Raw genomic sequence first — 23,418 nt, 5'->3', positions numbered from 1 at the left:
CCAAATGCGGCATCACAGTAGACCCCGCCCTTTGTCTGCCATTGACCTGCCGCAAACTAGGTAATGCTGCCTATCACCTAACGTAATACTGTCCGGCGCCCTCCGCTCACACCAGCCGCGCCACCTCGGCGCGCAGCACCGGCAGCAGCTCCGCCTCGAACCAGGGGTGGCGCTTCAGCCAGCCGGTGTTGCGCCAGGACGGGTGCGGCAGCGGCAGCACGCGCGGGGCGGCGCGCGCCTCCCAGATCTCCCGCCACGCCATCACCCGCTCGGTCAGCCCGCCGCGCGCGAAACGCTCCAGCCCCAGCCGGCGCAGATGATAGGCCTGCGCGCTCGCGCCCACCGCGACGATCAGGTCGAAGGGCGCGCGCGCCGCGAACAGGCGGTCATGCCACTGGCCGGCGCATTCCCGGCGCGGCGGCAGGTCGCCGCCCTTGGCGTCCTGTCCGGGAAAGCAGAAGCCCATGGCGGCGATGGCCACGCGGCCCTCGTCGTAAAAGGTCGCCCGGTCGAGCCCGAGCCACGCCCGCAGCCGGTCGCCCGAGGCATCGTCGAAGGAACGGCCGGAGGCATGGACCTTCGTGCCGGGCGCCTGGCTGGCGATGAGCAGCCGCGCCGTCGGCCCGACATGCAGCACCGGGCGCGGCTCATGCGGCAGCGCCACCCCGCGCGGCGCCTCGACACAGAGCCGGCACGCCCGGATGCGCGCGAGCAGATCGTCGAGGCGTTCGGGTCGGGCGGCCAGATCGGACATGGCCTGTAGATAGGCGCGCGCCAGCCGGGCCGAAAGCCCGTCGGCCGGTCCGGCACGGTGGCCCGCGCCCGTCGGGCACACCACGCACTTGCCGAAAGGTAATCGGTCGTCCCACTATCGGGCCGACGCGGCGTGACGTCTGCTCAAGGCTGCATTCGGGAAGCATATCGTGCCTCGACCTGAGACGATCCGACGACGTGTCCGCGCGCTCGCGGTTGGGGCCGCCCTGGTGGTGGCGTGCGTGGCGGCGATCGTCGCCGGGATCCTCCGGCATATCGACCACCATATCGAGGCGATCCACGAGACCTGGATGCCGGCGGTCAGCCTGCTGGCCGAGATGGACAGCCGCGCGGCCCGCCTGCGCCTAGCCGAAACCTACCGCGCCCTGGCGCCATCGCATGATGAGCGCGCGCTGGCCGAAAGCCTCGCCGCCCAGCGCCGGCAGGAGCTGCTGGCGCTGTTCGAGCAGTACCGGCAGCTTCCCGAACTCGCGCGCGATCCGGTGATGACCGAGATGGTGGGCGAGCGGCTCACCCGCTTCCTTCAGGCGCATGATGACTGGATGAAGAGCCCGCCGCGCGAGTTCGACGCCCAGGCCCGCGTCAGCGGCGCGCTGCACGACCTGTTCGTGGAGCTGGACGCGGCCATTCTCGGCCTCGTCGACAAGGCAAACCGCCATGCCTCCGAGGAGGCCCTGAGCGCCGACAACGAGATCGACGCGGCCCTTCTGACCCTGACCCTCCTGGCGCTCGCCGCCGCCGTCACCGCCGCCCTCTGGTACACCCGGCTGAAACGCCGCCGCTGAGGGCGGAGATCATCGCCGAACGCGCGCCAACCGTCGCTATCCAGCACTTCCCTCGCGGGGTTCCCACCAAAGACGTGGATCCCCGGGTCAAGCCCGGGGATGACGGCGTATTATCGGAAAGCACCGCTCCCCGGACGAGTTGCGCGCAGCGCGACGATGATCCGGGGCCCAGGGGAGACTCCGCGTAGCGGCCTTCCCTCGCCGCCAGCGCCAACAAGGCACCACCTAGCCCTCGTCATCCCGGCCCCTCGGGTCTTGCCTTCGGCAAGCCCAAGGGCAGGCTCCGCGCAGCGCAGAGCCGGGATCGCGTGCAAGGCTTCACGCGGCCCGCGATCCCGGATCGGCCTTCCGGCCGTCCGGGATGATGAGAGGACCAGAGGCCGCTCACCTTCATCCACCATGTCCCTCGCGGCGCTCCCTGCCAAAGGCGTGGATCCCCGGGTCAAGCCCGGGGATGACGGCCGAAAACCCTCGTCATCCCGGCCGAAGCGGAGCGCAGAGCCGGGATCGCGTGCCGCTCCTGTCACACGATCCCGGATCGGGCCGATGGCCCGTCCGGGATGACGATTCCTCCCACCCCCTCACGAGGGCGGGCGGGGATGGCGCTCGCGCCACTGGGCGGGCTCCTCGAAGGGGCCGGACCAGATGCCCCGGCCGGCCGCGCGGGCGGCAGCTTGCTCCCGCCGATAGGCAAGGCCGGTGGCCAGCGCCCAGCCGGCCGCGACCTGCAGGCCCGCGAGATCGTCGCCCCCTCGGTCGTCCGCCCCGAGATCGTCCGCCCCGACACCGCAGATCGCGACGGCTCGGCCATAGCGGTCCTCATCGACCGGGCGGCAGGTCACCGCGCCCTGCGCGACGACGGCTTCCAGCGCCGCCTTGGCGCGCGCGCCGCAGGGCCATTCCTTCCCCGGCGCGCCACAGGACTGGTGCAGCTCCGGCGCGTCGATGCCGTCGAGCCGAACCCGCTCGCCGTCCACGACGAGGCTGTCGCCATCGGCCACCCGCACCGCGCCGGTGAGCGGGGGCACGAGCCGCTCCACCACCAGCGCCACGCCGACCAGCACCAGCGCGACGAAGATCGAGCCCCAAGTACTGCGCCGCCATTTGCTGCGCCGCCAGCCGCGCCCGCCGGGAGGGCGCCCATAGGTCAGCCGCGGCGGCCGCATGGCGTCATCCCGGCGCCGCTTGTCTTGCCTTGGGCACGCCCAAGGGCTGGCTTGGCGAAACGTAGCGCCGGGCTCGCCGGCCCTATCCGTCGCGATCCCGGCTCGGCCTGCGGCCGTCCGGGATGACAGCGAAGTCCAGAACCGCCCCTCACCCCTCGGCCACCCCGGCCTCGGCAAAGGTCGCCATGCCGCCATGGCAGGCGAGCGCCGACTTGATGACGCCAACCGCCAGCGCCGCGCCCGAGCCCTCACCGAGGCGCATGCCGAGATCGAGGATCGGCCGCAATTCCAGCCGCTCCAGCACGGCGCGGTGGGCCGGCTCGGCCGAGACATGGCCGGCGAGGCAATGGTCGAGCGCGCGCGGGTCCAGGGCCTTCAGCACGGCGGCGGCGGCGGTCACCACATAGCCGTCGAGCACCACCGGCACGCGCTGCAGCCGCGCGGCGAGGATCGCCCCGGCCATCGCCGCCACCTCGCGCCCGCCGAGCTTGCGCAGCACTTCCAGCGGATCGTCGAGATGGCCCTTGGCGCGCGTTACGGCCGCCTCGACGGCGGCGATCTTGCGGGCCAGCGTCTCGCCGGTCGAGCCGGTGCCGGGGCCGACCCAGTCGGCGGCCGTGCCGCCATAGAGCCCGTGGAAGATGGCGGCGGCGATGGTGGTGTTGCCGATGCCCATCTCGCCGAGGCACAGAAGGTCCGGCTCACCCGCCAGCGCCTCCATGCCGAAGGCCATGGTGGCCGCGCATTCGGCCTCGGTGAGCGCGTCCTGTTCCACGATGTCAGGGGTGGGCAGATCGAGCGCGAGGTCGAACACGCGCAGCCCGGCGCCGAACACGCCGCAAATCTGGTTCACCGCCGCCTTTCCATTGGTGAAGGTGGCGACCATCTGCTTGGTCACCTCCGACGGGTAGGGCGAGACCCCGCGCGCGGCGACGCCATGGGTGGCGGCGAAGACCGCGACGGTCGGCCGGTTCACCACCGGAATCTCCCGCCCCTGCCAGCCGGCGATATGGATGGCGATCTCCTCCAGCCGGCCGAGCGCGCCCGGCGGCTTCACCAGCTGCCCCTGCCGGGCGGTGGCGGCCTGCCGCGCCGCCTCATCCGGGCCCGGCATCTGGGCGATCAGGTTGCGGATGTCGTCAAAGGGCAGGCCGGTGGCGGAGCGGAGCATGAAAGCCTCGTGCATGAAAGCCGCGACGGACGGGATGGTTGTCGCATCGCGCGCGGCGGCGGGGTAGACCCTGCCTCATGTACGCGCAACCCCCACATCCGGCGCAGCGCAAAACCGTGACCTGAGGACGGACCCCCGGCTTCCCATGGCGCTCATAGGTGAAACCCTCCCCCCGCCGCCCCCGGCCGGCGGCCCGCCCGCCTTCGACGCGGCCTTCCGCGCCGGGCTGGACGATCTGTTCGCCTGGCGGCGGGATGTGCGCCATTTTCTCACCCAACCCCTGCCGGCGGGCCGGCTAGAGGCGCTGGTCGCCCAGGCCTGCACGGCCCCGAGCGTCGGCCTCTGCCAGCCCTGGCGCTTCGTGCGGGTGGATGATGCCGCCCGCCGCGCGGCGGTGCGCGCCTCCTTCACCCGCTGCAACGCGCAGGCGCTGGCCGCGCAGGAGGGGGAGCGCGCCGCGCTCTATGCGACGCTGAAGCTCGCGGGGCTCGACGAGGCGCCGGAGCATCTCGCCGTCTTCGTCGAGCCCGATCCCGCGACCGGCCACGGCCTCGGCCGCGCCACCATGCCGGAGACCGTCGCCTATTCAGCCGTCATGGCCATTCACACGCTGTGGCTGGCGGCGGCGGCCGAGGGAATCGGCGTCGGCTGGGTGTCGATCCTCGATCCCGCCGAGGTGACGGCGGCGCTGGAGGTGCCGGCCCACTGGCATCTCGTCGCCTATCTGTGCATAGGCTATCCCGCCGCCCCCGCCGACACGCCCGAACTGGAGCGCGCCGGCTGGGAGCGTCGCCGTCCCCCAGCCGATCTCATGGTCGCGCGTTGAGCGGAGCCGCCATGTCCCGCCTGAAGGCTGCCTCGGAAGCGACCGGGGAGGTGCTGCGCGCCCTGCCGGCGGCGCTGCGCTTCCTCTCCCGCCTGCCGGTGCCGCGCCTGCCCTTCGAGCCGGCACAGGACGGCCCGCCCGACCTCGACCGGCTGGCCCCGGCCTTCCCGCTGGCCGGTGCACTCATCGGCCTGACTGGCGCTCTCACTGCACTGACTTTTGCACTCATCGGCCTGCCCTCACTGGTCGTCGCGACGCTCACCGTCATGGTGCTCGTCATCGTCGCCGGCGGGCTGCATGAGGACGGGCTGGCCGATGTCGCCGACGGGCTCGGCGGTATGACCGTAGCGCGCCGGCTGGAAATCATGCGCGACAGCCGGCTCGGCAGCTTCGGCGTGCTGGCGCTGATCCTCGCCGTGACGCTGCGCGTCGTCACGCTGCAAGCCCTTATGGACATTGATATTCTCGCGACCGCGGCGGCGCTGCTGGCGGCCGGCGCGGTGGGGCGCCTCGCCCCGGTGCTCATGCTCGCCGCCCTCCCCCCGGCCCGGCCGGAGGGTCTCGGCCATGGCGCGGGGCGCCCGTCGGCTCCGGCGCGGTGGAAAGCGGGCGGCCTCGCGCTCGTGATCGCCGCGCTCACGGTTATCCCCGGCTTTGGCGCGGGCGCCCTGGCCGGCGGCCTTGTCCTTGGTTTTCTTGGCTTTTCAGCCCTCGCCCGCCTTGCCCGCGCCCAATTCGGCGGTCAAACGGGCGATGTCGCCGGTGCGGCGGCCCTTCTGGTCGAGATTGCCTTCCTGCTGGGTCTGCTTATCTTCGCGCGGCATCCTTGAGCGCTCCGAATCCGATGCCCGCACCCGTCTCGACACCCTGCGTCTCGATCTGCACGCTCGACGCCAGCCGGCAACATTGTACCGGCTGCGGCCGCACGCTCGATGAGATTGGCGCCTGGAGCACGATGAGCGAAGCCGAGCGCCGCGCCGTCATGGCCCGCCTCAACCGGGAGGCGGGACAATGAACCATGACCGCCTGATGTGGATCATCCTCATCGGCCTCGCCGCCGGCGTCGGGCTGATGGTGTGGGCCTCCCAGCACGGCCCGGTGGCCGGGCTCGATGTGGATTCGCTTGCTTATGCCGTGGGTTACACGGCTTTCGCGCTGATCATCGCCGCCAGCCTACTGGCCACTTTTTCCGGCCGGCTGGGCGAGGCGCTGCGCGCGGCGGCGCTCTGGCTGGTCATCTTCTGCGTGCTCGGCGTCGGCTATACCTACCGTTTCGAGCTGCACGCGGTGGCCTATCGCGTGCTGGCGGAGCTGGCGCCGGGCTATGCCGTGCCGCTCGCCCATGATGGCGGGCCGTCGGTCGAGGTCGCCCGCGCCCGCGATGGCGACTTCAATGTGCGCGTCGAGATCAACGGTACAAAAATACCTATGCTGGTGGATACCGGCGCCTCCAGCGTGGTGCTGACGCCCGAGGATGCCGTCGCCGCCGGCCTGCCCATCGAGTTCATCCGCTACGACATCCCCATCGACACCGCCAACGGCCGCGGCCGCGCCGCCGCTGTGGTGCTCGACCGGGTAGAGATCGCCGGCTCCATCGCCGAACGCGACGTCCCCGCCCTCATCGCCAGCCCCGGCACGCTGAAGCACAGCCTGCTCGGCATGAGCTTCCTCTCGCGCCTCGCCAGCTTCGAGATCCGCGGCGAGAAGCTGGTGATGCGCGCCAAGATCGCGCAATAGCTACGTTTTTTTCCGCTCGCCCGTCAGAAGCCGGCAAGCGCGATGACGAAGCGCAGGCCGACGAGCAGCAAATAAAGCCCGAAGCCAACCTCGAGCTGGCGCTTGGTGAAGGCGTGGGCGAGGCGCGCGCCGAGCGGCGCCGCCAGCGTCGCCACCCCGCCGACCAGCACGAGGCCTGGCAGCGAGACATAGCCGATGGAGAGCGGCGGCAGGTTCGGCAGGTGCGGTATTCCGCTGATGACATAGCCGATCGTGCCGGGCACCGCGATCAGCGCGCCGAGCCCGGCCGAGGTGGCAATCGCCGTGTGGATCGGCACACGGTAGAGCGTCAGCACCACCGTCGCGATACCGCCGCCGCTGATGCCGATCAGTGGCGAGGCGAGGCCGATGCCGAAGGCATAGGCGGACATGGCGAGCCGTCCCGGCAGCCTGTCCGCAATCACCCAACTCTCCCGCCCGAACAAGAGCTTACCGGACATCAGCACCGCGAAGGCGACGAAGGCGATCTTCAGCACGACGTCGTTCGACACCGCCGCCAGCGCCGTGCCGGCGATGACGCCGACGACCAGCGGCGCGGCCCAGATCTTCAGCACCGAATTGTCGATCTTGGTGCGGGCGCGGTGGGCGAAATAGGAGCGCAGCGCCGTCGGCACGATGATGGCGAGCGCGGTTCCGACCGACAGATGCATCCGCTCGGAATCGGAAACGCCAACGGCGCCAAAGACTTCGTACAGCACGGGGACGATGATCGCACCGCCGCCAATGCCGAACAGGCCGGCAAGGATGCCCGTCGCAAAGCCCGCCACCAGCAACGCGCCGGCGAGCCACATCAGATGATCGACCGGAATGGACGCGAGCATCAGGCCACCAGCGCCGTGCGGGCGTCACGCCGCGCCTCGGCCCGGCGCACCTCGTCCAGCGCCGCGCGCAGCACCGGCAGTCCCGCCTCGGGCTTCACGCCCTCGGTCGCCAGATGCCGGCGATAGGCCCGCGCGCCCGGCCGCCCGGTGAACAGGCCGAGCATGTGGCGGGTAACATCATGCAGGCGACCGCCCGCCTCGATATGGGCGGCGACATAGGGCTCGAACGCCTCCACCGCCGCGAAGCCATCCGCGTGCGGCGCGGCCTCGCCGAACAGCGCCGGATCGACCTCCAGAAGCAGATCCGGGTTCTGGTAGGCGGCGCGGCCGAGCATCACGCCATCGACATGGGCGATATGGCCAAGTACTTGGTCAATCGTGACAATTCCGCCATTGATGCTCACCGGCACATGCGGCAGGCGCTGTTTGAGCCGGTAGACGCGATCATAATCCAGCGGGGGAATGTCGCGATTTTCCTTCGGCGACAGGCCCTGCAGCCAGGCCTTGCGGGCATGGACGATCAGCGAATCCGCGCCTGCGGCGAGCACCGCGTCGGCGAGCGCGTCGAGCGCCGGCTCGGGGTCTTGCTCATCCACGCCGATGCGGCATTTCACCGTGACGGGGATGGCGACCGCCGCCTTCATCGCCGCGATGCAGGCGGCGACCAGAGCGGGGTCGCGCATCAGGCACGCGCCGAAATTGCCGCCTTGGACCCGGTCCGAGGGACAGCCGACATTCAGGTTGATCTCGTCATAGCCCCACGCCGCACAGATCACCGCCGCCTTGGCGAGCGCCTCGGGGTCGGAGCCGCCGAGTTGCACGGTAACCGGATGCTCCTGCGCCGAGAAACCCAGCAGCCGCTCCCGGTCGCCGAAGATGACGGCATTGGCCGTCACCATCTCCGTATAGAGCCGCGCCCGGCGCGACAGCACCCGATGGAACGCCCGGCAATGCCGGTCGGTCCAGTCCATCATAGGGGCAACGGAGAAGCGATGTGATTGTGTCTGCAGCATTATTTCGTAGTTTCAAGTCTATGGGCACATCATGCGCCCGAACGGCCGGCGGCGCTACGCCCTGATCTCCGACCTTTCGACACGCGGCCGTGCGCGGAACGCACGCGAATTGGCCCCCTCACTAAACTAAAAACCGCCGGCTGAAGAGGCCCATTTCAGCGAGCAGAGCGGTCAGCCCATGAGACATTCCTGCACCGCAAGGATGGCGAGGAAGGGGCACTCGACAGGGGCGCCGCATCGATCGCCAGGAACCCGCCGTCACGCGCAGGTCGCGCGCTCGAGACCGCAGCCGCGCGCATCTGCCGGTCGTCGCGCAGATCGCCGACGAGATCCTCGTGCTGAGGCACGGGCGGGCGGTGGAGCACGGAGCTACGAGCGACATTCTCAGCCGCCCAGGCGAGGATTACACGCGGCGGCTGGTGACCGCCGGGCGCGCCCGCCCGCCGCGCGGGGCGGCAACGGCCCGCACGCCCGTGCTCACGGCCGAGGGTGTAGGCATGGCCTATGGCCGGGGCGCGCGGGTGCTCGAAGGGATCAACCTATCGCTCTCCGCCGGCGAGACGCTGGCGCTGGTGGGCGAATCCGGTTCCGGCAAGACAACGCTTGGCCGCGTCATCACCGGTCTGCATCCCGATGCCGACGGCACGGTGACCCTGCTCGGCGCGCCGCTGCCGCTGGCGCTGGCCCGGCGCAGCCGCGAGCAGCTGCGCCGCCTGCAGATCGTGCAGCAGATCCCGGACGCGGTGCTCAATCCCCGCCAGACGGTCGGGACGGTGCTTGCCCGGCCCCTCTCCCTCTATGACCGCGTGCGCGGTGGCCCGGCGCAGAAGCGGCGCATCGAGGAATTGCTGGAGGCGGTCGAGCTTGATCCGGCGCTACTGGAGCGCTACCCCGCCTCGCTCTCCGGCGGGCAGAAGCAGCGTGTGTGCATCGCCCGCGCCCTCGCCGCCGAACCGGATGTCATCGTCTGCGACGAGCCGACCTCGGCGCTCGACCCGCTGGTCGCTGAGGGCGTGCTCGATCTCCTCGCGCGCCTGCAAGCCAAAACGGGCGTCGCGCTGTTGTTCATCACCCACGACATCGCCATCGTGCGCGCACTCGCCCATTCCGTCGCGATCATGGCGCGCGGACGCATCGTCCGGCAGGGCCCGACGCGCGAGGCGCTGGCCCCACCCTTCGACACCGAGACCGCGCGCCTGCTCGACGCCGTCCCCGAACTCGATGTCAGCTGGCTCACGGGCTGGCGGGAGCGCCGAGAGCGCCGGGAGCATGACAAAGGCACGGTTGGGGGGCGGGTTACTGCCTAGAGGGACGATGGTCACCGGGCGAACGGCGAACGGAGAATTCCGCGCTCGGCGGCCGCCACGAATGAGCGCAGATGACGCAATTCGGTCGGCGCGCCGTTGCGTCGGCAGCGTGCGCGAGCTGCGCGCGCCTTCTCGCCTAGGGCCGTTGCAGCAGAGGCAGCAAGTGTTCGCCCTGCCGCTTGATCTCGCGCAGATAGGGCGTGTCGGACAGCACGAACTGGGTGATGCCGAGATCGGCATATTTGCGCAGCGCGGCCGCGACCTCCTCGGCCGAGCCGACCAGCCAGGTCGTGCCGGCGCCGCCACCGCCGAACTTGCCGGGCGCGGTGTAGAGATTGTCGTCGAGCACATCGCCGCGCTGATGAAGATCGAGCAGGCGCTGCTGGCCGACGGCCACCGGTCCGCGGTGGTCCTGCCACCCTGCCCCGCCCGTGCGCGCCATCTCCGCCACCTTCGCCTCGGCATCAGCCCAGGCCTGCGCGCTGGTCTCGCGCACCAGCGTGGTGATGCGCAGACCGAATTCCAGCGGCGGCAGATCGCGATCGAGCTTGCGCCCGAGTTGCTTCAGATGCTCGATCCGCTCGGCAACGCCATCGCGCGTCTCGCCCCAGAAGAGCTGAACATCGGCCTCGGTGGCGGCAACGCGCTCGGCGGCCTCCGAAGCACCGCCAAAATAGAAACGCGGATGGCGGCGAGACCCGTGCGGCGTCAGGCGCGGCTGCACGGTCGAATTGGCCACCTGGAAGTACTCACCGGTGAAGGTGACGTCCTCCTCGGTCCAGAGCCGGCGGACCAGCCGCATGAACTCGCGGGTGCGGGCATAGCGCTGGGTCGCATCGCCCTCACGGTCGCCATAGGCGGCGAGGCTGTCGCGACCGGAAACGATATTGAAGCGGGTGCGGCCGCCCGAGAGCTGGTCGAGGGTCGCCGCAGCGCTGGCGAACTGCGCCGGCTGCCAATAGCCCGGTCGGATCGCGATCAGCGGCTGGAAGCGGGTGGTCCGCGCCGCGAGCATAGCGCCCACGGTGAAGGTGTCGGGCCGTCCCCAGCCGGTGCCGATCAGCGCGCCGCCCCATCCGGCCGCCTCGATCGCCTGGGCCTGCTCGGTGAGGCTGTCGAGAGTGCCCGCGCGCGCATCGGCGACATCGCCGCGGTGGCCAGCCTTCACGTCATTGGGGATGTACCACAGGAACTCGCCGCTCATGCACGCCTCTGAGGATAGGTTTATACAATAGTTCCGGCACTGCTCGCCGACATATCCGCCAGTCCTGGACAGGTCGATTACCGTTCGGCAGCGCGATCGTCAGATCTGGTACATGAAGTCGCTGTCGGGATATTCAGCGAAGACGATCATGTCCTTCAGCGACATGCGGTCCAGAATGTCGGACATGGCATCACGCACCTTGCTCATGGTGATACGCACCGAGCATCCCTCGACATCCCGGCAATCGGCGCAGGGCACATAGGCGCTCTTGCTGGCGCAGTTGATCGGCGCCAGCGGGCCGTCGAGCACGCGGATGATGTGACCGACGCGGATATCGGTGAGGGGCTTGGCCAGCGCATAGCCGCCGCCTGGCCCCTTGCGCGAGCGCACCATGCCGGCATTGCGCAATTCCAGGAGGATCGCGTCGAGGAACTTCTTTGGAATGCCGTTGGCGGCAGCAATGTCCTGCCCGAGCGCGGTCGCCCCTTCCGGCTGCCGGGCCAGGAACAGCATGGCTTTCAGGCCATATTTCCCCTTATTGGTCAGCATCTCCGTCCCTCCTGACGCGCGTGCGCTCCGGCGCGGCTGGGCCCCGCCGGAGCGATGACAGATGGCGTGCTCGGCTCACCAGGACGGCAGGACCGCGCCCTTGAACTTGTCGAGGATGAAGGCCTTCACCTCCGGTGAGCGATACGACTCGACCAGCGTCGCCACCCAGGGCTTGCCGGCGTCGCCTTCCCGCACCGCGATCAGGTTCACATAGGGGCCTTTGGCATCTTCCTTGAGGATCGGGTCCTTCACCGGGTCGAGGCCCGCCGAGACCGCATAATTGGTGTTGATCGCGGCGACATCCACATCGTCGAGAGCCCTCGGGGTCTGCGCGGCTTCCAGTTCGATGAACTTCAGCTTCTTCGGGTTGGCGACAATGTCGAGCGGAGTGGGCTTGAAGCCGACGCCGTCCTTGAGCTTGATCACGCCCTTGTCCTGCAGCAGCAGAAGCGAACGCCCGCCATTGGTCGGGTCGTTCTGGATCGCGATGGTCGCCCCATCCGGCACCTGATCCCACGCCTTCCACTTCTTGGAATAGACGCCCAGGGGGAAGTTCACGGTGAGCGCGACCGGCTCGATCTTGTAACCGCGATCCTTCTTCTGATTGTCGAGATAAGGCTGGTTCTGGAACGAATTAGCCTCGATCTCCCCGGCATCCAGAGCCTGGTTCGGCACGACATAGTCGGAGAATTCGATGATCTTGATGTCCAGCCCCTTGGCGGCGGCGATCGGCTTCACCGCTTCGAGGATCTGCGCGTGCGGGCCCGGCGTGACGGCGATGCGGATGGTCTCGGCCGAGGCGTTACCCACCCCAAGGAGGGTCAGGGCAATGGCGACGAGAGAGGGACGCAACATCATGGGAAATCTCCGGAAAATGACCGTCAGACCCGCCGCACGCGGCGATTCACCCGCCGGGCGAGGGTTTCGCCGAGGGATTGGACGGCTTGGACGAGGATGATGAGGACGATGACGACGAGCAGCATCACTTCCGGCATGAAGCGCTGATAGCCGTAGCGGATGCCGAGATCGCCCAGCCCGCCGCCGCCGACCGCGCCGACCATGGCGGAGTTCGAGAGCAGGCTGACGATGGCCAAGGTGACGCCGAGCACGAGGCCCGGAAGTGCTTCGGGTATCAGCACTTTTCGCACGATTTGCAGCGGCGTCGCGCCCATCGCCAGCGAGGCTTCCACCAGCCCTTGATCGACCTCGCGGATCGCCGCCTCGACGATGCGGGCGATGAAGGGCGTGGCCGCCAGCGAGAGCGGCACGATGGCCGCCGTGGTGCCGATCGAGGTGCCGGCGATGAGTCTGGTGAGGGGGATGATGGCAACGACGAGGATGATGAAGGGCGTCGAACGCGTGGCGTTCACCACCAGGCCGAGCACGCGGTTGACCGCCACCGCCTCGAACAGTTCACCCCTGCCGCTGGTGGCGAGGAAGATGCCGAGGGGCAGGCCGGCAAGCGTGCCGATCAGCGCGGCGATGGCGACCATATAGAGTGTCTCGAGCGTCGATCCGACGATCAGGTCGACAATCGCGGGCGAGATCCAGTCAAACATGGCCAACCACCTCCGTCGTGGCACCGGCGTCTTCCAACCGGGCGCGCAGCGGGCCCTCGGCCCAGGCGCCGGCCGGCACGCCGACATAAAGAAGGGCGAAAGGCAGCGTGCCGATGCTGTCGATCTGCCCACCCAGCAGGGCGATGTCGATGCCGAGCTCGCGCGCGAGCCGGGTGACGATGGGCTGGCTGGCCGCCTCGCCGGTAAGGGTAAGGCGCAGCACGGTCTGGCTGGCCCCGGTCGCCTCCGTCCGCAGCCGGCCGGCGAGCGCGGCGGGAATCTCCCGGCCGGGCAGGCTGCCGATGAAGGAGCGGGCGGTGGCGGTGCGCGGATGGGCGAAGACGTCGGAGACGCGCCCTTCCTCGATGATACGCCCGGCCTCGATCACGCCCACGCGGTGGCAGATCTCCTTGATGACCGTCATTTCATGGGTGATCAGCACGATGGTGACGCCGAGCCGGGCGTTCACCTGGCCCAGCAGGCGCAGGATGGAGCGGGTGGTCTCGGGGTCGAGCGCGCTGGTCGCCTCATCCGAGAGCAGCACGCGCGGGTCGGTCGCCAGCGCACGGGCGATGCCGACGCGCTGCTTCTGCCCGCCGGAGAGCTCGATCGGGTAGCGGTCCTTCTTGTCGGACAGGCCGACAAGCTCCAGCAGGTCCAGCACCTTGGTGCGGATCGCCGGGCGTGGCAGCCCGGCGAGTTCCAGCGGCAGCGCCACATTGTCGAAGGCGCTGCGCGAGGACAACAGATTGAAGTGCTGGAAGATCATGCCGATCCGCCGGCGCTGGTCGCGCAGGGCCGCCTCGTCCAGCCGGTTGATGGCAACGCCATCCACCACGACATCGCCGCCCGTCGGGCGCTCCAGCCCGTTGATGGTGCGGATGAGGGTCGACTTGCCGGCGCCCGAGCGGCCGATCACGCCGTAGATCTCGCCCTGTGGGATGGCGATGGAAATGTTCTTCAGCGCCTCCACCGGCGCATCGCTGCCGCGCGCGGGGAAGACCTTGGAGACATCGTGCAGGACGATCGAGGCCCCGCCGCTCGGGCGCGCAAGCGCGCGCCCCTCATCCACATGGTCCGCAGCCGCGAGTTCCGGCCGGAAGCCAGAGCCTCCCCCGGCCATCGCAAGGTCGCGGAACAGCGGTGAATCGAGCGTGGGAGCGGCGGTGTCGTTGGGCATCATTCTCTGTCGTCGGCAGCGGCGGGATCAAGCAGCGCGGCGCAGCACCGGGGCGCTGCCACGGGAGGCGAGGCGCCGCCTCTCACGGTCGAGCGTCGCCCGGACGGCACCAGCGGTCAGGCCGTCGCGGCGCAAGATCAGGCTGATGATGGGATCGGCAAGAATCTCATCCAGCGTGGGCTCATGGGCGAGGTGGGGCGCATCGGCACCCGGCAGGAAAACGGAGCTCATCTCATTGATCCCTGTTGCCCGGCGATGGCGGCAACGCCGCATGGCGGGCAGACTTGGCAAAACACGCAAGGGGTGGCTCAGGGCCGTACGAGACGTCGACAACACATGGTCATGGCTTAGCTCCTCAAGCTCGTTGCCCGACCACGAAGTCGCTCCGTGGCGCTTTAGCGTTGGTGACGCGGTGCAAGCTGCCGGGTGTCAAATCCCGCGACGGCCCCGCGCCGAAACGCTGAACCGTGCAGCTTTTCTAGCGTCACCCCGGCTAATTGTCAACAAAGTTTATAGACTAATGGTCGCGCATCCTTCTTTGCACAATTCGTGCGCAGTACGCCTGCCAAATGCGCATATCTAGTATTCCACTTAAACACTAGACTACCACCATTCCGCCAGCCTCTCCTGATGCGACGGCGTCTGTAGCGCCCTGAAATCCGAGGAGTGAACCATGACCCTTTCCAACCGCTGGCTGGGCGCCGCACTGGGTGCCGTGCTTGCCGCCGCGAGCTTCCTGCCCGCCCATGCCGCCGACAAGATCAAGCTCGGCGTCATCGGCGGCGACGAGGAGGAGATCGCCGAGGTCGTCAAGAAGGTGGCCGCGAAGGATGGCCTGGAAATCCAGATCGTCGCCTTCTCCGACTATACCCTGCCGAACGAGGCGCTCTCGCGAGGCGATCTCGACGCCAACGCCTTCCAGCACAAGCCCTATCTCGATGCGCAGATCGCCGCCCGCGGCTACAAGATCGTGCCCGCCGGCTTCACCATCGTCGAGCCGATCGGCTTCTATTCGGTGAAGGTGAAAGCCTTCAAGGATCTGCCCGAGGGCGCACAGATCGGCATTCCGAACGACCCGTCCAATGGCGGCCGCGCGCTCAACCTGCTGGCGGCAAACGGCCTGATCACGATCGCGCCCGGCAAGGGCCTGCTGCCGACGGTTCTCGACGTGACCGGCAACCCGAAGAAGGTGGTGTTCCGCGAGCTCGACGCCGCCCTGCTGCCCAAGCAGCTTCCCGACCTCGACGGCGCGGTGATCAACACCAATTACGCGCTCGGCGCCAAGCTCGACCCGCGCAAGGACGCGCTGGTCCAGGAAAGCCGGACCAATAACCCGTATGGCAACTTCGTCGCCGTACGCGCCGGCGACGAGACCAAGCCGGTCATCGTGAAGCTGGTGAAGGCCTATCAGTCGCCGGAGGTGAAGGACTTCCTCGACACCCGCTTCAAGGGCGCGGTACTGCCCGCCTGGTGAGACCGACCGGCCGCACATGGCCGGTGCTCCGAACGACGACAAGAAGGGCCGAGCGGGCCATGACCCGCCCGGCCCTTTCACCGTGAGCCCCGACGAGACGCGAGACGAGAATGCAGCCTTTGACACGTGCCTCCGCCCGCGAGTTCAGCCGGGTTCGCTTCGTTCTCACGGACATGGACGAAACGCTCACCTTCAAGGGACGCCTCGGCGCGGCGACCTATGACGCACTGGAACGGCTGCAGCGCGCGGGCGTGCGGGTGATTCCGGTCACCGCCGCGCCGGCCGGCTGGTGCGACCAGATGGCCCGCATGTGGCCGGTGGACGGGGTCATCGGCGAGAATGGCGGGCTGCATTTCCACCGCGATGCCACCGGCCATGGCCTGACGCGCAGCTTTTGGCATGACGAGGAACCCCGCTCGTCCGTGACGCGCGATCTTGCGCGAATCGGCGAGCATGTGCGGGCGCGCCTGCCCGGCGCCATCTTTGCCGACGACCAACCATTTCGCCTCACCAGCCTTGCCTTCACGCAACCCGCCGAAGACGAGGCCCGCGCCGCGCTGGTGGAGTGCCTGCGCGAGGCGGGAGCCACGACGACGGTCAATAATCTGTGGGTGCTCGGCTGGATCGGTGCCTATGACAAGCTCGCCATGGCGCGCCGGGTGCTCGCGCAGGCCCATGGACTCGATATCGCCGCCGACAATGAGGCGGTGCTGTATGTCGGCGATTCGACCAATGACGCGCCGATGTTCGGCTTCTTCCGCCAGAGCGTCGGCGTCAGCACCGTGACCAGGTATCTCCACGAGATTCCCACGCCTCCCGCCTGGATCACCGAAGGGCCCGGCGGTAGCGGCTTCGTCGAGGCGGCTGACGCGGTGATCCGCGCCCGCGGTGGCTGACCGCCTGCTGCCGCACGCGGTCTGACCGTCTCGAAACACGAAGGACGGCATCGCGTTCCTCAGATCAAATCCAATTTATATACTTTTATTATAGACTATATTGACAACCTTAGTTCCGTTGGGTCAACTCACGTCATCATATGCTCCCGGCAGAGGCCGGGCTTCGACGGAGGAACTCACGCATGTCTCTCTCGCGTCTCGGCAGCATCGCGACAGCCGGTCGCCTCGCGCTCGCGGCATCGACCGTCTGTGCCGCCCTGACCCTCGCCACCCCGATCGCCAGCGCGCAGACGTCGCCGCCGGCCGGGCCGCTGGTCGATGCCGAATGGCTTTCCAAGAACCTCGATAATCCCAAGGTGCGGGTCTTCGAGGTGAGCGTCGATCCCGGCGTGTATGAGCGCGGGCACATTCCCGGCGCCGTCAACATCAACTGGCACAGCGACCTCGTCGATCCGGTAAAGCGTGACATCGTCGCGCCGGCGGCCTTCGAGGCCCTGCTGGAGAAAGCCGGCGTCGACAAGGACACCACCATCGTCCTCTATGGCGACAACAATAACTGGTTCGCCGCCTGGGGCGGCTGGGTGTTCAACCAGTACGGTCTCGGCGAGCGCGTGAAGCTGCTCGATGGCGGTCGCAAATACTGGGAGAAGCAGGCGCTTCCGCTCGATACCAAGGCGCCGAGCTACGCCAAGACCGACATCACCCTGCCCCCGGCCAAGCCTGAGCTGCGCGCCCGCCTCGTCAATGTTCTGGAGGTCGTCGACGGCAAGAAGGACGCGGTGATCGTCGACATCCGTTCGCCCGACGAATATTCCGGCAAGCTCTTCGCTCCCGAAGGCTCCAAGGAGCTCTCGATCCGCGCCGGCCATGTCCCCGGCGCCAAGAACGTGCCGTGGTCGAAGGCGGTCGACGCCGAGACCGGCAAGTTCAAGAGCAAGGAAGAGCTGAAGAAGCTCTACGCCGACGCCGGCATCGACGGCTCCAAGCCGGTCATCGTCTATTGCCGCATCGGCGAGCGCTCCAGCCACACCTGGTACGCCCTCTCGCGCATCCTCGGCTACGAGGTGAAGAACTATGACGGCTCGTGGACCGAATACGGCAATTCGGTTGGCGTGCCCGTGATCAACCTCGCCGGCACGGTGTGGCAGGGCAAGTAAACCGCCCGCCCGGATGACGGGCGCCTCGCACCACCCTCCTCCTTTCCCGGCGCGGGGCTCCCACCCCGCGCCCTTTTCATGCCGGACGAGGTCATCGGCCGGCCCGCCGGATTCCGTCATGCCCCCGCCTCTGCATCTCGCGCTGCCGTCGCGCCTACTACCCATTTCCGTTGCCCTCCTGATTGCGGCGCTGCTGGTCGGGGGAACGCTCGCGCTCTCCGCCGGGGATGCCGCCTCGCGCGCGCTCGGCCTGTCGCTGGCGCTGGGCGCCGTGTTCGGCGTCATCCTGCAACGCGGGCGGTTCTGCTTCGTCTGCAACACCCGCGATCTCATCGACCAGCGCGACCCGCGCGGCGTGCTGGCGATCCTGCTGGCACTGGCCGTCGGCGTGGCCGGCTATACGCTGGTGGTGGGCGCCTGGCTGCCCGTCCCCCAGCCGGAACGCCTGCCACCCGACGCGCATATCGGCCCGGTAAGCTGGGTACTGGCGCTCGCCGCCTTCGCCTTCGGGCTCGGCATGGCCATATCGGGCTCCTGCATCTCCGCCCATCTCTACCGGCTCGGCGAGGGATCGCCGACCTCCCCCTTCGCGCTTCTGGGAACATGGCTGGGCTTCGGCCTCGGCTTCCTCACCTGGAACACGCTCTATCTCGCCGTGATCGCCGAGGCCCCGGTGATCTGGCTGCCGCATCACCTCGGCTATGCCGGCACGCTTGCCGCCAGCCTCGCGGGCCTCGCTCTGCTCGCGGCGGCGGCGCTCGCCTGGGCAGGAGGGAGAGCCACGCACGACGCGGCGGCGACGGGATCCACCAGCCTCGCGCGGGCGATCCTTGTCGCGCGCTGGCCGGCAGCGGTCACAGGGCTTGCGATCGGCGCCCTGTCGGCCGCGAGCTATCTGCGTGTCGGCCCGCTCGGCGTCACCGCGGAGATCGGCAGCCTTGCGCGCAGCGCGGCGAGCGGCTGGAACATCCTGCCGGACACACTGCACGGGCTCGATGGCTTTCGCGGCTGCGCCACCGTTCTGAAGGAAACGCTGCTCTCCGAGAATGGATTATTCGTCACCGGCCTCGTCGGGGCGAGCCTCGCCTCGGCCCTGCTGGCCGGGCAATTCGCCCCGCGGCGACCCACCGTGCGCGACGTGCTGGCCGGACTTTCAGGCGGCGTGCTGATGGGTTGGGGAGCAATGACCGCCCTTGGCTGCACAGTCGGGGTGCTCCTGTCGGGCATCCATGCCGGGGCACTCTCCGGCTGGGTTTTCCTTGTGGCCAGCTTTTTCGGCCTCCTCGCCGGGCTGCCGCTACGCCGGCGATGGGTGCCTGTGTAACCGCCCGCCACTCGCCCAGGTAGCAGGGCCAACCATTAGATATATATTATATACATAGACAATTAGAATTAAATCCTTAGGATGCGACACGTCGGCCACAGGCGCCGAACCGGGACACCGCGTGCCGGGCCCCATAAATCCCCCGATGAGGATCACCGCGGTGACCACACGCACCGACATCCATCTCAATGTCTTCGTGCCGACCACGGGCCACCATGAAGCCTCCTGGCTTCACCCGTCGACGCAGCCCGAGCGCCTGACGGACATCGCCTATTACCGCGAGACGGCGGCGATCGCGGAGCGCGGCACGTTCGACTCGCTGTTCCTCGCCGACCAGCTCGCCGTCGGGCGCAGCGTGAAGCATGTGGCGCAGGGCAAGCTGGAGCCGCTGACGCTGCTCTCGGCCCTCGCCGGCTCGACCGAGCACATCGGGCTGATCGGCACGGCGTCGACCACCTATAACGAGCCCTACAACCTCGCCCGCCAGTTCGCCTCGCTCGATCATATCAGCCAGGGCCGCGCCGGTTGGAACATCGTCACCTCCTGGTCGGCCGAAGCCGCCGGCAATTTCGGCCTCGCCCAGCGCAACGCCCATGCGGACCGCTACCGGCGCGCCACCGAATTCGTCGAGGTGACGACCAAGCTGTGGGACAGCTGGGAGGACGATGCGCGGGTGCATGACCGCGCGCGCGGCGTTTATGCCGATACCGACCGTATCCATGCCATCGACCATGACGGCGAGGAGTTCCGCGTGCGCGGGCCGCTGGACCTGCCGCGTTCGCCGCAGGGCCGGCCGGTTCTCGTGCAGGCCGGTTCGTCCGAGAGCGGGCGCAGCTTCGCGGCGCGCTACGCCGAGGCCATTTTCACCGCCCAGCAGGATCTTGCCGACGCGCAGGCGTTCTACGCCGATGTGAAAAACCGCGCTCTCGCCTTCGGCCGTGATCCGAACGGTGTGAAGGTTTTGCCCGGCCTGTCGCCCATCCTCGGCTCCACCGAGGCGGAAGCGCGCGCCCATGAAGAAGCGCTGAACGACCTGACCCTCCCGGTGGTCGGCCTCAAGCACCTTTCCCAGCGTTTCGACGGCTTCGACTTCAGCGGCTTCCCGCTCGACGAGGAAATCCCGCTCGACGCCTTCCCCAAGCCTGAGACCGTGCAGGGGGCGCAGAGCCGCTCCCAGGTGATCCTCACCCTTGTCGAGCGCGAGCGCCCGACGCTGCGCCAGCTCCTGCGCCGCCTCGCCGGTGGGCGGGGTCACAAGGTGCTGGCCGGCACACCGAAGGCGGTGGCCGACCATATCCAGCTCTGGGTCGAGAACCGCGCGGCGGACGGCTTCAACATCATGCCGGCGGTGATCCCCGCGGGCCTCGCCGAATTCGTTGACGAGGTCGTGCCGATCCTGCGCCAGCGCGGCCTGTTCCGTCACGAATATGCCGGCCGGACCCTGCGCGACCATTACGGCCTGACGCGCCCCGAGAGCCGCTACGCGCGCTCAGCCTGACACCACCCGTGCCTGATCTGACGGAGACTGCCGTGCCCGCCACCACCCTCGCCTTTGCCGCCGACCTTGCATCCGCCACTCCGGCGACGCAGGCGCCGGCCCGTCTCGAACTGCGCAATCTGCGCAAAGCGCTGGGCGACACGGCCGCCGTCAACGGTATCGACCTCAAGGTCGCGCCGGGAGAGAGCGTGGTGCTGCTGGGACCGAGTGGCTGCGGCAAGACGACGACGCTGCGCATGGTCGCCGGCTTCCTCCAGCCCGATGGCGGCGAGGTGCATCTCGACGGCGTGCTCTCCTCCAGCGCCAGCTTCGTGCTGCCGCCGGAGAAGCGCCGCCTTGGCATGGTGTTCCAGACCTACGCGATCTGGCCGCACAAGACGGTGGCCGACAATGTGGCCTATGGCCTCGAAGTTGCCGGCCGGCGGCGGGCCGAGATCAAGGCCGAGGTCGCGGCCGTGCTCGATCTGGTGCAGCTCGCCCCGCTGGCCAATCGCTTCCCGGCCGAGCTGTCCGGTGGCCAGCAGCAGCGCGTCGCGCTCGCCCGCGCGCTCGCCACCAAGCCCTCGCTGCTGCTGCTCGACGAACCGCTGTCGAACCTCGACGCCTCGCTGCGTGAGGAGATGCGCTTCGAGCTGCGCGAGCTGCAGAAAAACCTCGGCATCACCACGCTCTATGTCACTCACGATCAGGACGAGGCCCTCGTGCTCGCCGACCGCATCGTGGTGATGAACAAGGGCCGCATCGAGCAGATCGGCACGCCCGAGGAGGTGTATCGCACCCCGGCGACCCGCTTCGTCGGCAGCTTCATCGGCATCGCCAATCTTCTGGACGGCGACATTGTCTCGGTGGACCGCGCGGGCGAGCGTGTACTGGTGGCGCTCGACATCGGCGGACGGATCTGGAGCCGCGCGCCCCAAGCCTGGCTGGCCAACGCCGCCGCCGGCAGCCGGGCGAGTGTGCTGCTGCGCCCGCAGGACATCAAGCTGGAGGCGCCGGACGATCCGGGCGTGGAGCAGGCCATCGGTGCAGCCTTCATCAGCGAATCCTTCCTCGGCGAACATTACGAGCTGAAGCTCGCGGCGGGCGAGACGCTGCTGCGCGTGCAGTCGCGCCGGCGCGGCACCTTCCCGGAGGGACGTGCCCAGCTCTGGGCCCGCCCCGGCAGCGCCTGGGTGGTGGCATGAGCGAGATCAGCTTCCCCGGCACCGCGCTCACGGAGCGCCACGCCCCGCACGGCGCCTCCGCCGGAAGCCGCCTGCTCCGCCGCGTCTCCGCGCTCCAGCCGGTGCGCTTCCTGGTTATCGGCCTGTCCATCGCCATCCTGCTGGCGCTGATCGCCTACCCGCTGGCGCTGCTGACCGGCTATAGCCTGGTCGACGCCAAGGGCCACCTGACCTTCGAGACCTTCGAGAAGGCGTTTGCCCGCCGGGGCATGTGGCAGGCGACGGTGAATTCCGGCTGGCTGGTCTTCTTCGTGACCGCCGGCGCCTGCGCGCTCGGTATCCCCCTCGCCTGGCTGGTGGCCCGCACCGACGCGCCCGGCAAGTCGCTGGTGACGCTCGCGGCCGGCATCTCCTTCGTGATCCCGACCTTCATCTCGGTGATCTCGTGGATTTTCCTCGCCGCACCGAATTCCGGCTACCTCAACAAGCTCGCGACCGGCTATCTCGGCTTCAGCAGCGCGCCGCTCAACATCATGAGCTTCACCGGCCTCGTCTTCATCGAGATCGTCGGTGTCTACCCGCTGGTGTTCTTCGCGGTGAACGCGGCGCTGAACAATATCGACGCCAGCCACGAGCAGGCCGCCCGTATTCTCGGCGCCAACCGCTGGCGTACCACGCTCACCATCACCCTGCCGATGGTGCGCCCGGCCATCCTCTCCGCCATCATCCTGGTGATGCTCGACGCGCTCTCCTCCTTCGGCGCGCCGGCGGCGATCGGTACGATGGCCAATTTCTCGGTCATCACCACCAAGATCTACGACCTGCTGAAATTCCCGCCGCAGTTCAACTATGCGGCGGCGGTGGCGATGCCGATCCTGATCTTCACCGCCATCAGCCTGCTGATCCAGAAATACGCGGTGCGGGCGGAGAATTTCCGCACCCTCACCGGCAAGGCGACGCCGGAGCAGATCGTCAAGCTCGGTCGCTGGCGCTGGCTGGCGGGCGGCTTCTGCATTATCGTCGCGCTGGTGACGGCCATCCTTCCGGTCGGCGCGCTGCTGCTGCTCTCCGTGCTGTCCTCCTTCGGCGCGCCGATCAGCCTCGCCAATCTCGTCGGCAAGCACTACGCGCTGATCTTCGACGAGAATTTCGCCGCCCGCGCCTCGATCCTACATTCCATGCTGCTGGCGCTGGCCGCCGCGACGGTGTGCGCCACGCTCGGCCTCGTGCTTGGCTGGGTGGTGGAGCGCTTCCGCTTCTTTGGTCGGGAGCTGATCAGCTTCCTCGTGATGATCGCCTATGGCTTCCCGTCCATCGCTTATGCGGTGGGAATCCTCATGGGCTATGTCGACCTGTTCTACGGCACGCTGACGCTCATCCTCGTCGCCTATGCCGGCAAGCTGCTGCCGATCGCCTTCGTGCTGGTGCGCAACGGCATCCAGCAACTCTCCACCGATCTGGAGGAAGCCGCGCGCATCTCCGGCGCGGGCTGGCTGCGCTCCATCAAGGACGTGACCTTCCCTCTGGTGCGCGGCTCGGTCGGCATCGCCTGGGTGCTCGTCTTCTCACTCAGCCTGCGCGAGCTCTCCATGTCGGCGATCCTCGCCCAGTCGGACACCCAGGTGATGCCCACCGTGGTGCTCCAGTTCATTGAGGACGGGGCGGTCGAACTCGCCGCCGCGCTGGCGGTGATCATCGTCGTGGTCAGCCTGTCGATGCTGGCCTTCATCCGCCTGTTCACCGTCAAGAAGACGGCCTCCATCAGCTAGCCGAGA

The 23,418-nt window shown here is 68.6% G+C and carries 24 protein-coding genes; 13 read left to right on the top strand and 11 right to left on the bottom strand.

Annotated elements, in window-relative coordinates; all coding sequences use genetic code 11:
- Window positions 1-106: 106 nt before the first annotated feature.
- On the bottom strand, window positions 107-754 hold the full coding sequence (locus AncyloWKF20_RS01580; RefSeq protein WP_279317848.1) for a uracil-DNA glycosylase family protein: 648 nt from the start codon (window positions 752-754) through the stop codon (window positions 107-109).
- Between the two features lie 241 nt (window positions 755-995).
- Here AncyloWKF20_RS01580 and AncyloWKF20_RS01575 point away from each other — a divergent pair, with 241 nt between their 5' ends.
- On the top strand, window positions 996-1,559 hold the full coding sequence (locus AncyloWKF20_RS01575) for a hypothetical protein (RefSeq protein WP_279316227.1): 564 nt from the start codon (window positions 996-998) through the stop codon (window positions 1,557-1,559).
- A 581-nt stretch (window positions 1,560-2,140) separates the two neighbouring features.
- On the opposite strand, the gene AncyloWKF20_RS01570 is transcribed toward AncyloWKF20_RS01575, so the two are convergent.
- Together AncyloWKF20_RS01570 and cobT are read right to left on the bottom strand one after the other, a co-directional pair.
- Window positions 2,141-2,725 carry a thermonuclease family protein gene (locus AncyloWKF20_RS01570; protein WP_279316226.1) on the bottom strand — a complete coding sequence of 195 codons (585 nt, stop codon included), beginning with the start codon at window positions 2,723-2,725 and terminating at the stop codon, window positions 2,141-2,143.
- Window positions 2,726-2,873: 148 nt separating this feature from the next.
- Window positions 2,874-3,896 carry a nicotinate-nucleotide--dimethylbenzimidazole phosphoribosyltransferase gene (gene cobT / locus AncyloWKF20_RS01565; RefSeq protein ID WP_279316225.1) on the bottom strand — a complete coding sequence of 341 codons (1,023 nt, stop codon included), beginning with the start codon at window positions 3,894-3,896 and terminating at the stop codon, window positions 2,874-2,876.
- 145 nt (window positions 3,897-4,041) lie between these two features.
- Here cobT and bluB point away from each other — a divergent pair, with 145 nt between their 5' ends.
- Genes bluB through AncyloWKF20_RS01545 form a run of 4 tightly spaced genes read left to right on the top strand, consistent with a single transcriptional unit; the run spans window position 4,042 to window position 6,459 of the window.
- Window positions 4,042-4,722, top strand: coding sequence for a 5,6-dimethylbenzimidazole synthase (gene bluB, locus AncyloWKF20_RS01560; protein WP_279316224.1), 681 nt, complete (start codon window positions 4,042-4,044; stop codon window positions 4,720-4,722).
- A gap of 11 nt (window positions 4,723-4,733) precedes the next feature.
- Window positions 4,734-5,552, top strand: coding sequence for an adenosylcobinamide-GDP ribazoletransferase (gene cobS / locus AncyloWKF20_RS01555; protein WP_279316223.1), 819 nt, complete (start codon window positions 4,734-4,736; stop codon window positions 5,550-5,552).
- Between the two features lie 14 nt (window positions 5,553-5,566).
- Window positions 5,567-5,737, top strand: a complete 171-nt coding sequence (locus tag AncyloWKF20_RS01550; RefSeq protein WP_279316222.1) for a DUF1289 domain-containing protein — start codon at window positions 5,567-5,569, stop codon at window positions 5,735-5,737.
- Window positions 5,734-6,459, top strand: a complete 726-nt coding sequence (locus AncyloWKF20_RS01545) for a TIGR02281 family clan AA aspartic protease (protein ID WP_279316221.1) — start codon at window positions 5,734-5,736, stop codon at window positions 6,457-6,459. Before AncyloWKF20_RS01550 ends, AncyloWKF20_RS01545 begins: the two co-directional genes overlap by 4 nt.
- A gap of 23 nt (window positions 6,460-6,482) precedes the next feature.
- On the opposite strand, the gene AncyloWKF20_RS01540 is transcribed toward AncyloWKF20_RS01545, so the two are convergent.
- Window positions 6,483-7,319 carry a sulfite exporter TauE/SafE family protein gene (locus AncyloWKF20_RS01540; protein ID WP_279316220.1) on the bottom strand — a complete coding sequence of 279 codons (837 nt, stop codon included), beginning with the start codon at window positions 7,317-7,319 and terminating at the stop codon, window positions 6,483-6,485.
- Window positions 7,319-8,332 carry a tRNA dihydrouridine(20/20a) synthase DusA gene (gene dusA / locus AncyloWKF20_RS01535; protein ID WP_279316219.1) on the bottom strand — a complete coding sequence of 338 codons (1,014 nt, stop codon included), beginning with the start codon at window positions 8,330-8,332 and terminating at the stop codon, window positions 7,319-7,321. Before dusA ends, AncyloWKF20_RS01540 begins: the two co-directional genes overlap by 1 nt.
- Before the next feature lie 335 nt (window positions 8,333-8,667).
- On the opposite strand from dusA, the gene AncyloWKF20_RS01530 reads away from it, so the two are divergent.
- Entirely contained in the window at window positions 8,668-9,639 is a 972-nt protein-coding gene (locus AncyloWKF20_RS01530) for an ATP-binding cassette domain-containing protein (protein WP_279316218.1), read from the top strand.
- A 136-nt stretch (window positions 9,640-9,775) separates the two neighbouring features.
- Here the strand turns inward: AncyloWKF20_RS01530 and AncyloWKF20_RS01525 are convergent, their stop codons facing one another.
- The 6 genes from AncyloWKF20_RS01525 to AncyloWKF20_RS01500 form a co-directional block, all read right to left on the bottom strand.
- Window positions 9,776-10,843 carry an LLM class flavin-dependent oxidoreductase gene (locus AncyloWKF20_RS01525; protein ID WP_279316217.1) on the bottom strand — a complete coding sequence of 356 codons (1,068 nt, stop codon included), beginning with the start codon at window positions 10,841-10,843 and terminating at the stop codon, window positions 9,776-9,778.
- 99 nt (window positions 10,844-10,942) lie between these two features.
- Window positions 10,943-11,392, bottom strand: coding sequence for an Rrf2 family transcriptional regulator (locus tag AncyloWKF20_RS01520; RefSeq protein ID WP_279316216.1), 450 nt, complete (start codon window positions 11,390-11,392; stop codon window positions 10,943-10,945).
- 75 nt (window positions 11,393-11,467) lie between these two features.
- Window positions 11,468-12,250 carry a MetQ/NlpA family ABC transporter substrate-binding protein gene (locus AncyloWKF20_RS01515; protein WP_279316215.1) on the bottom strand — a complete coding sequence of 261 codons (783 nt, stop codon included), beginning with the start codon at window positions 12,248-12,250 and terminating at the stop codon, window positions 11,468-11,470.
- 23 nt (window positions 12,251-12,273) lie between these two features.
- Entirely contained in the window at window positions 12,274-12,939 is a 666-nt protein-coding gene (locus tag AncyloWKF20_RS01510; RefSeq protein ID WP_279317847.1) for an ABC transporter permease, read from the bottom strand.
- Between the two features lie 4 nt (window positions 12,940-12,943).
- Complete coding sequence (locus AncyloWKF20_RS01505; protein ID WP_279316214.1) at window positions 12,944-14,134, bottom strand: methionine ABC transporter ATP-binding protein; 1,191 nt, start codon at window positions 14,132-14,134, stop codon at window positions 12,944-12,946.
- A 24-nt stretch (window positions 14,135-14,158) separates the two neighbouring features.
- Window positions 14,159-14,362, bottom strand: a complete 204-nt coding sequence (locus AncyloWKF20_RS01500) for a hypothetical protein (RefSeq protein WP_279316213.1) — start codon at window positions 14,360-14,362, stop codon at window positions 14,159-14,161.
- A 442-nt stretch (window positions 14,363-14,804) separates the two neighbouring features.
- On the opposite strand from AncyloWKF20_RS01500, the gene AncyloWKF20_RS01495 reads away from it, so the two are divergent.
- The 7 genes from AncyloWKF20_RS01495 (at window position 14,805) to AncyloWKF20_RS01465 (ending at window position 23,412) form a co-directional block, all read left to right on the top strand.
- Complete coding sequence (locus tag AncyloWKF20_RS01495; protein ID WP_279316212.1) at window positions 14,805-15,605, top strand: MetQ/NlpA family ABC transporter substrate-binding protein; 801 nt, start codon at window positions 14,805-14,807, stop codon at window positions 15,603-15,605.
- A 110-nt stretch (window positions 15,606-15,715) separates the two neighbouring features.
- Window positions 15,716-16,501: an HAD-IIB family hydrolase gene (locus AncyloWKF20_RS01490; protein ID WP_279316211.1), complete on the top strand. Its 786-nt coding sequence runs from the start codon at window positions 15,716-15,718 to the stop codon at window positions 16,499-16,501.
- A 182-nt stretch (window positions 16,502-16,683) separates the two neighbouring features.
- Window positions 16,684-17,658 (top strand): sulfurtransferase, encoded by a 975-nt coding sequence (locus tag AncyloWKF20_RS01485; protein ID WP_279316210.1) that lies wholly within the window; start codon window positions 16,684-16,686, stop codon window positions 17,656-17,658.
- Between the two features lie 118 nt (window positions 17,659-17,776).
- Window positions 17,777-18,982 carry a YeeE/YedE family protein gene (locus AncyloWKF20_RS01480; RefSeq protein ID WP_279316209.1) on the top strand — a complete coding sequence of 402 codons (1,206 nt, stop codon included), beginning with the start codon at window positions 17,777-17,779 and terminating at the stop codon, window positions 18,980-18,982.
- A 160-nt stretch (window positions 18,983-19,142) separates the two neighbouring features.
- A complete protein-coding gene (locus AncyloWKF20_RS01475; protein ID WP_279316208.1) occupies window positions 19,143-20,480 on the top strand; it encodes an LLM class flavin-dependent oxidoreductase in 1,338 nt (445 codons plus the stop codon).
- 32 nt (window positions 20,481-20,512) lie between these two features.
- A complete protein-coding gene (locus tag AncyloWKF20_RS01470; protein ID WP_279316207.1) occupies window positions 20,513-21,664 on the top strand; it encodes an ABC transporter ATP-binding protein in 1,152 nt (383 codons plus the stop codon).
- Complete coding sequence (locus AncyloWKF20_RS01465; RefSeq protein WP_279316206.1) at window positions 21,661-23,412, top strand: iron ABC transporter permease; 1,752 nt, start codon at window positions 21,661-21,663, stop codon at window positions 23,410-23,412. Before AncyloWKF20_RS01470 ends, AncyloWKF20_RS01465 begins: the two co-directional genes overlap by 4 nt.
- Window positions 23,413-23,418 lie beyond the last annotated feature (6 nt).

The sequence above is a fragment of the Ancylobacter sp. WKF20 genome, from assembly GCF_029760895.1.
Classification (GTDB): Bacteria; Pseudomonadota; Alphaproteobacteria; order Rhizobiales; family Xanthobacteraceae; genus Ancylobacter.
The sequence above is the reverse complement of the archived record's forward strand: the minus strand, read 5'-3'. Positions and strand labels throughout refer to the sequence as shown.

What these genes read in the sequence shown, in the direction of transcription:
- AncyloWKF20_RS01580 (WP_279317848.1), bottom strand. Translation starts at nt 754, where the DNA reads ATGTCCGATCTGGCCGCCCGACCCGAACGCCTCGACGATCTGCTCGCG.
- AncyloWKF20_RS01570 (WP_279316226.1), bottom strand. Translation starts at nt 2,725, where the DNA reads ATGCGGCCGCCGCGGCTGACCTATGGGCGCCCTCCCGGCGGGCGCGGC.
- cobT (WP_279316225.1), bottom strand. Translation starts at nt 3,896, where the DNA reads ATGCTCCGCTCCGCCACCGGCCTGCCCTTTGACGACATCCGCAACCTG.
- bluB (WP_279316224.1), top strand. Translation starts at nt 4,042, where the DNA reads ATGGCGCTCATAGGTGAAACCCTCCCCCCGCCGCCCCCGGCCGGCGGC.
- cobS (WP_279316223.1), top strand. Translation starts at nt 4,734, where the DNA reads ATGTCCCGCCTGAAGGCTGCCTCGGAAGCGACCGGGGAGGTGCTGCGC.
- AncyloWKF20_RS01550 (WP_279316222.1), top strand. Translation starts at nt 5,567, where the DNA reads ATGCCCGCACCCGTCTCGACACCCTGCGTCTCGATCTGCACGCTCGAC.
- AncyloWKF20_RS01545 (WP_279316221.1), top strand. Translation starts at nt 5,734, where the DNA reads ATGAACCATGACCGCCTGATGTGGATCATCCTCATCGGCCTCGCCGCC.
- AncyloWKF20_RS01540 (WP_279316220.1), bottom strand. Translation starts at nt 7,319, where the DNA reads ATGCTCGCGTCCATTCCGGTCGATCATCTGATGTGGCTCGCCGGCGCG.
- dusA (WP_279316219.1), bottom strand. Translation starts at nt 8,332, where the DNA reads ATGCTGCAGACACAATCACATCGCTTCTCCGTTGCCCCTATGATGGAC.
- AncyloWKF20_RS01525 (WP_279316217.1), bottom strand. Translation starts at nt 10,843, where the DNA reads ATGAGCGGCGAGTTCCTGTGGTACATCCCCAATGACGTGAAGGCTGGC.
- AncyloWKF20_RS01520 (WP_279316216.1), bottom strand. Translation starts at nt 11,392, where the DNA reads ATGCTGACCAATAAGGGGAAATATGGCCTGAAAGCCATGCTGTTCCTG.
- AncyloWKF20_RS01515 (WP_279316215.1), bottom strand. Translation starts at nt 12,250, where the DNA reads ATGATGTTGCGTCCCTCTCTCGTCGCCATTGCCCTGACCCTCCTTGGG.
- AncyloWKF20_RS01505 (WP_279316214.1), bottom strand. Translation starts at nt 14,134, where the DNA reads ATGATGCCCAACGACACCGCCGCTCCCACGCTCGATTCACCGCTGTTC.
- AncyloWKF20_RS01500 (WP_279316213.1), bottom strand. Translation starts at nt 14,362, where the DNA reads ATGAGCTCCGTTTTCCTGCCGGGTGCCGATGCGCCCCACCTCGCCCAT.
- AncyloWKF20_RS01495 (WP_279316212.1), top strand. Translation starts at nt 14,805, where the DNA reads ATGACCCTTTCCAACCGCTGGCTGGGCGCCGCACTGGGTGCCGTGCTT.
- AncyloWKF20_RS01490 (WP_279316211.1), top strand. Translation starts at nt 15,716, where the DNA reads ATGCAGCCTTTGACACGTGCCTCCGCCCGCGAGTTCAGCCGGGTTCGC.
- AncyloWKF20_RS01485 (WP_279316210.1), top strand. Translation starts at nt 16,684, where the DNA reads ATGTCTCTCTCGCGTCTCGGCAGCATCGCGACAGCCGGTCGCCTCGCG.
- AncyloWKF20_RS01480 (WP_279316209.1), top strand. Translation starts at nt 17,777, where the DNA reads ATGCCCCCGCCTCTGCATCTCGCGCTGCCGTCGCGCCTACTACCCATT.
- AncyloWKF20_RS01465 (WP_279316206.1), top strand. Translation starts at nt 21,661, where the DNA reads ATGAGCGAGATCAGCTTCCCCGGCACCGCGCTCACGGAGCGCCACGCC.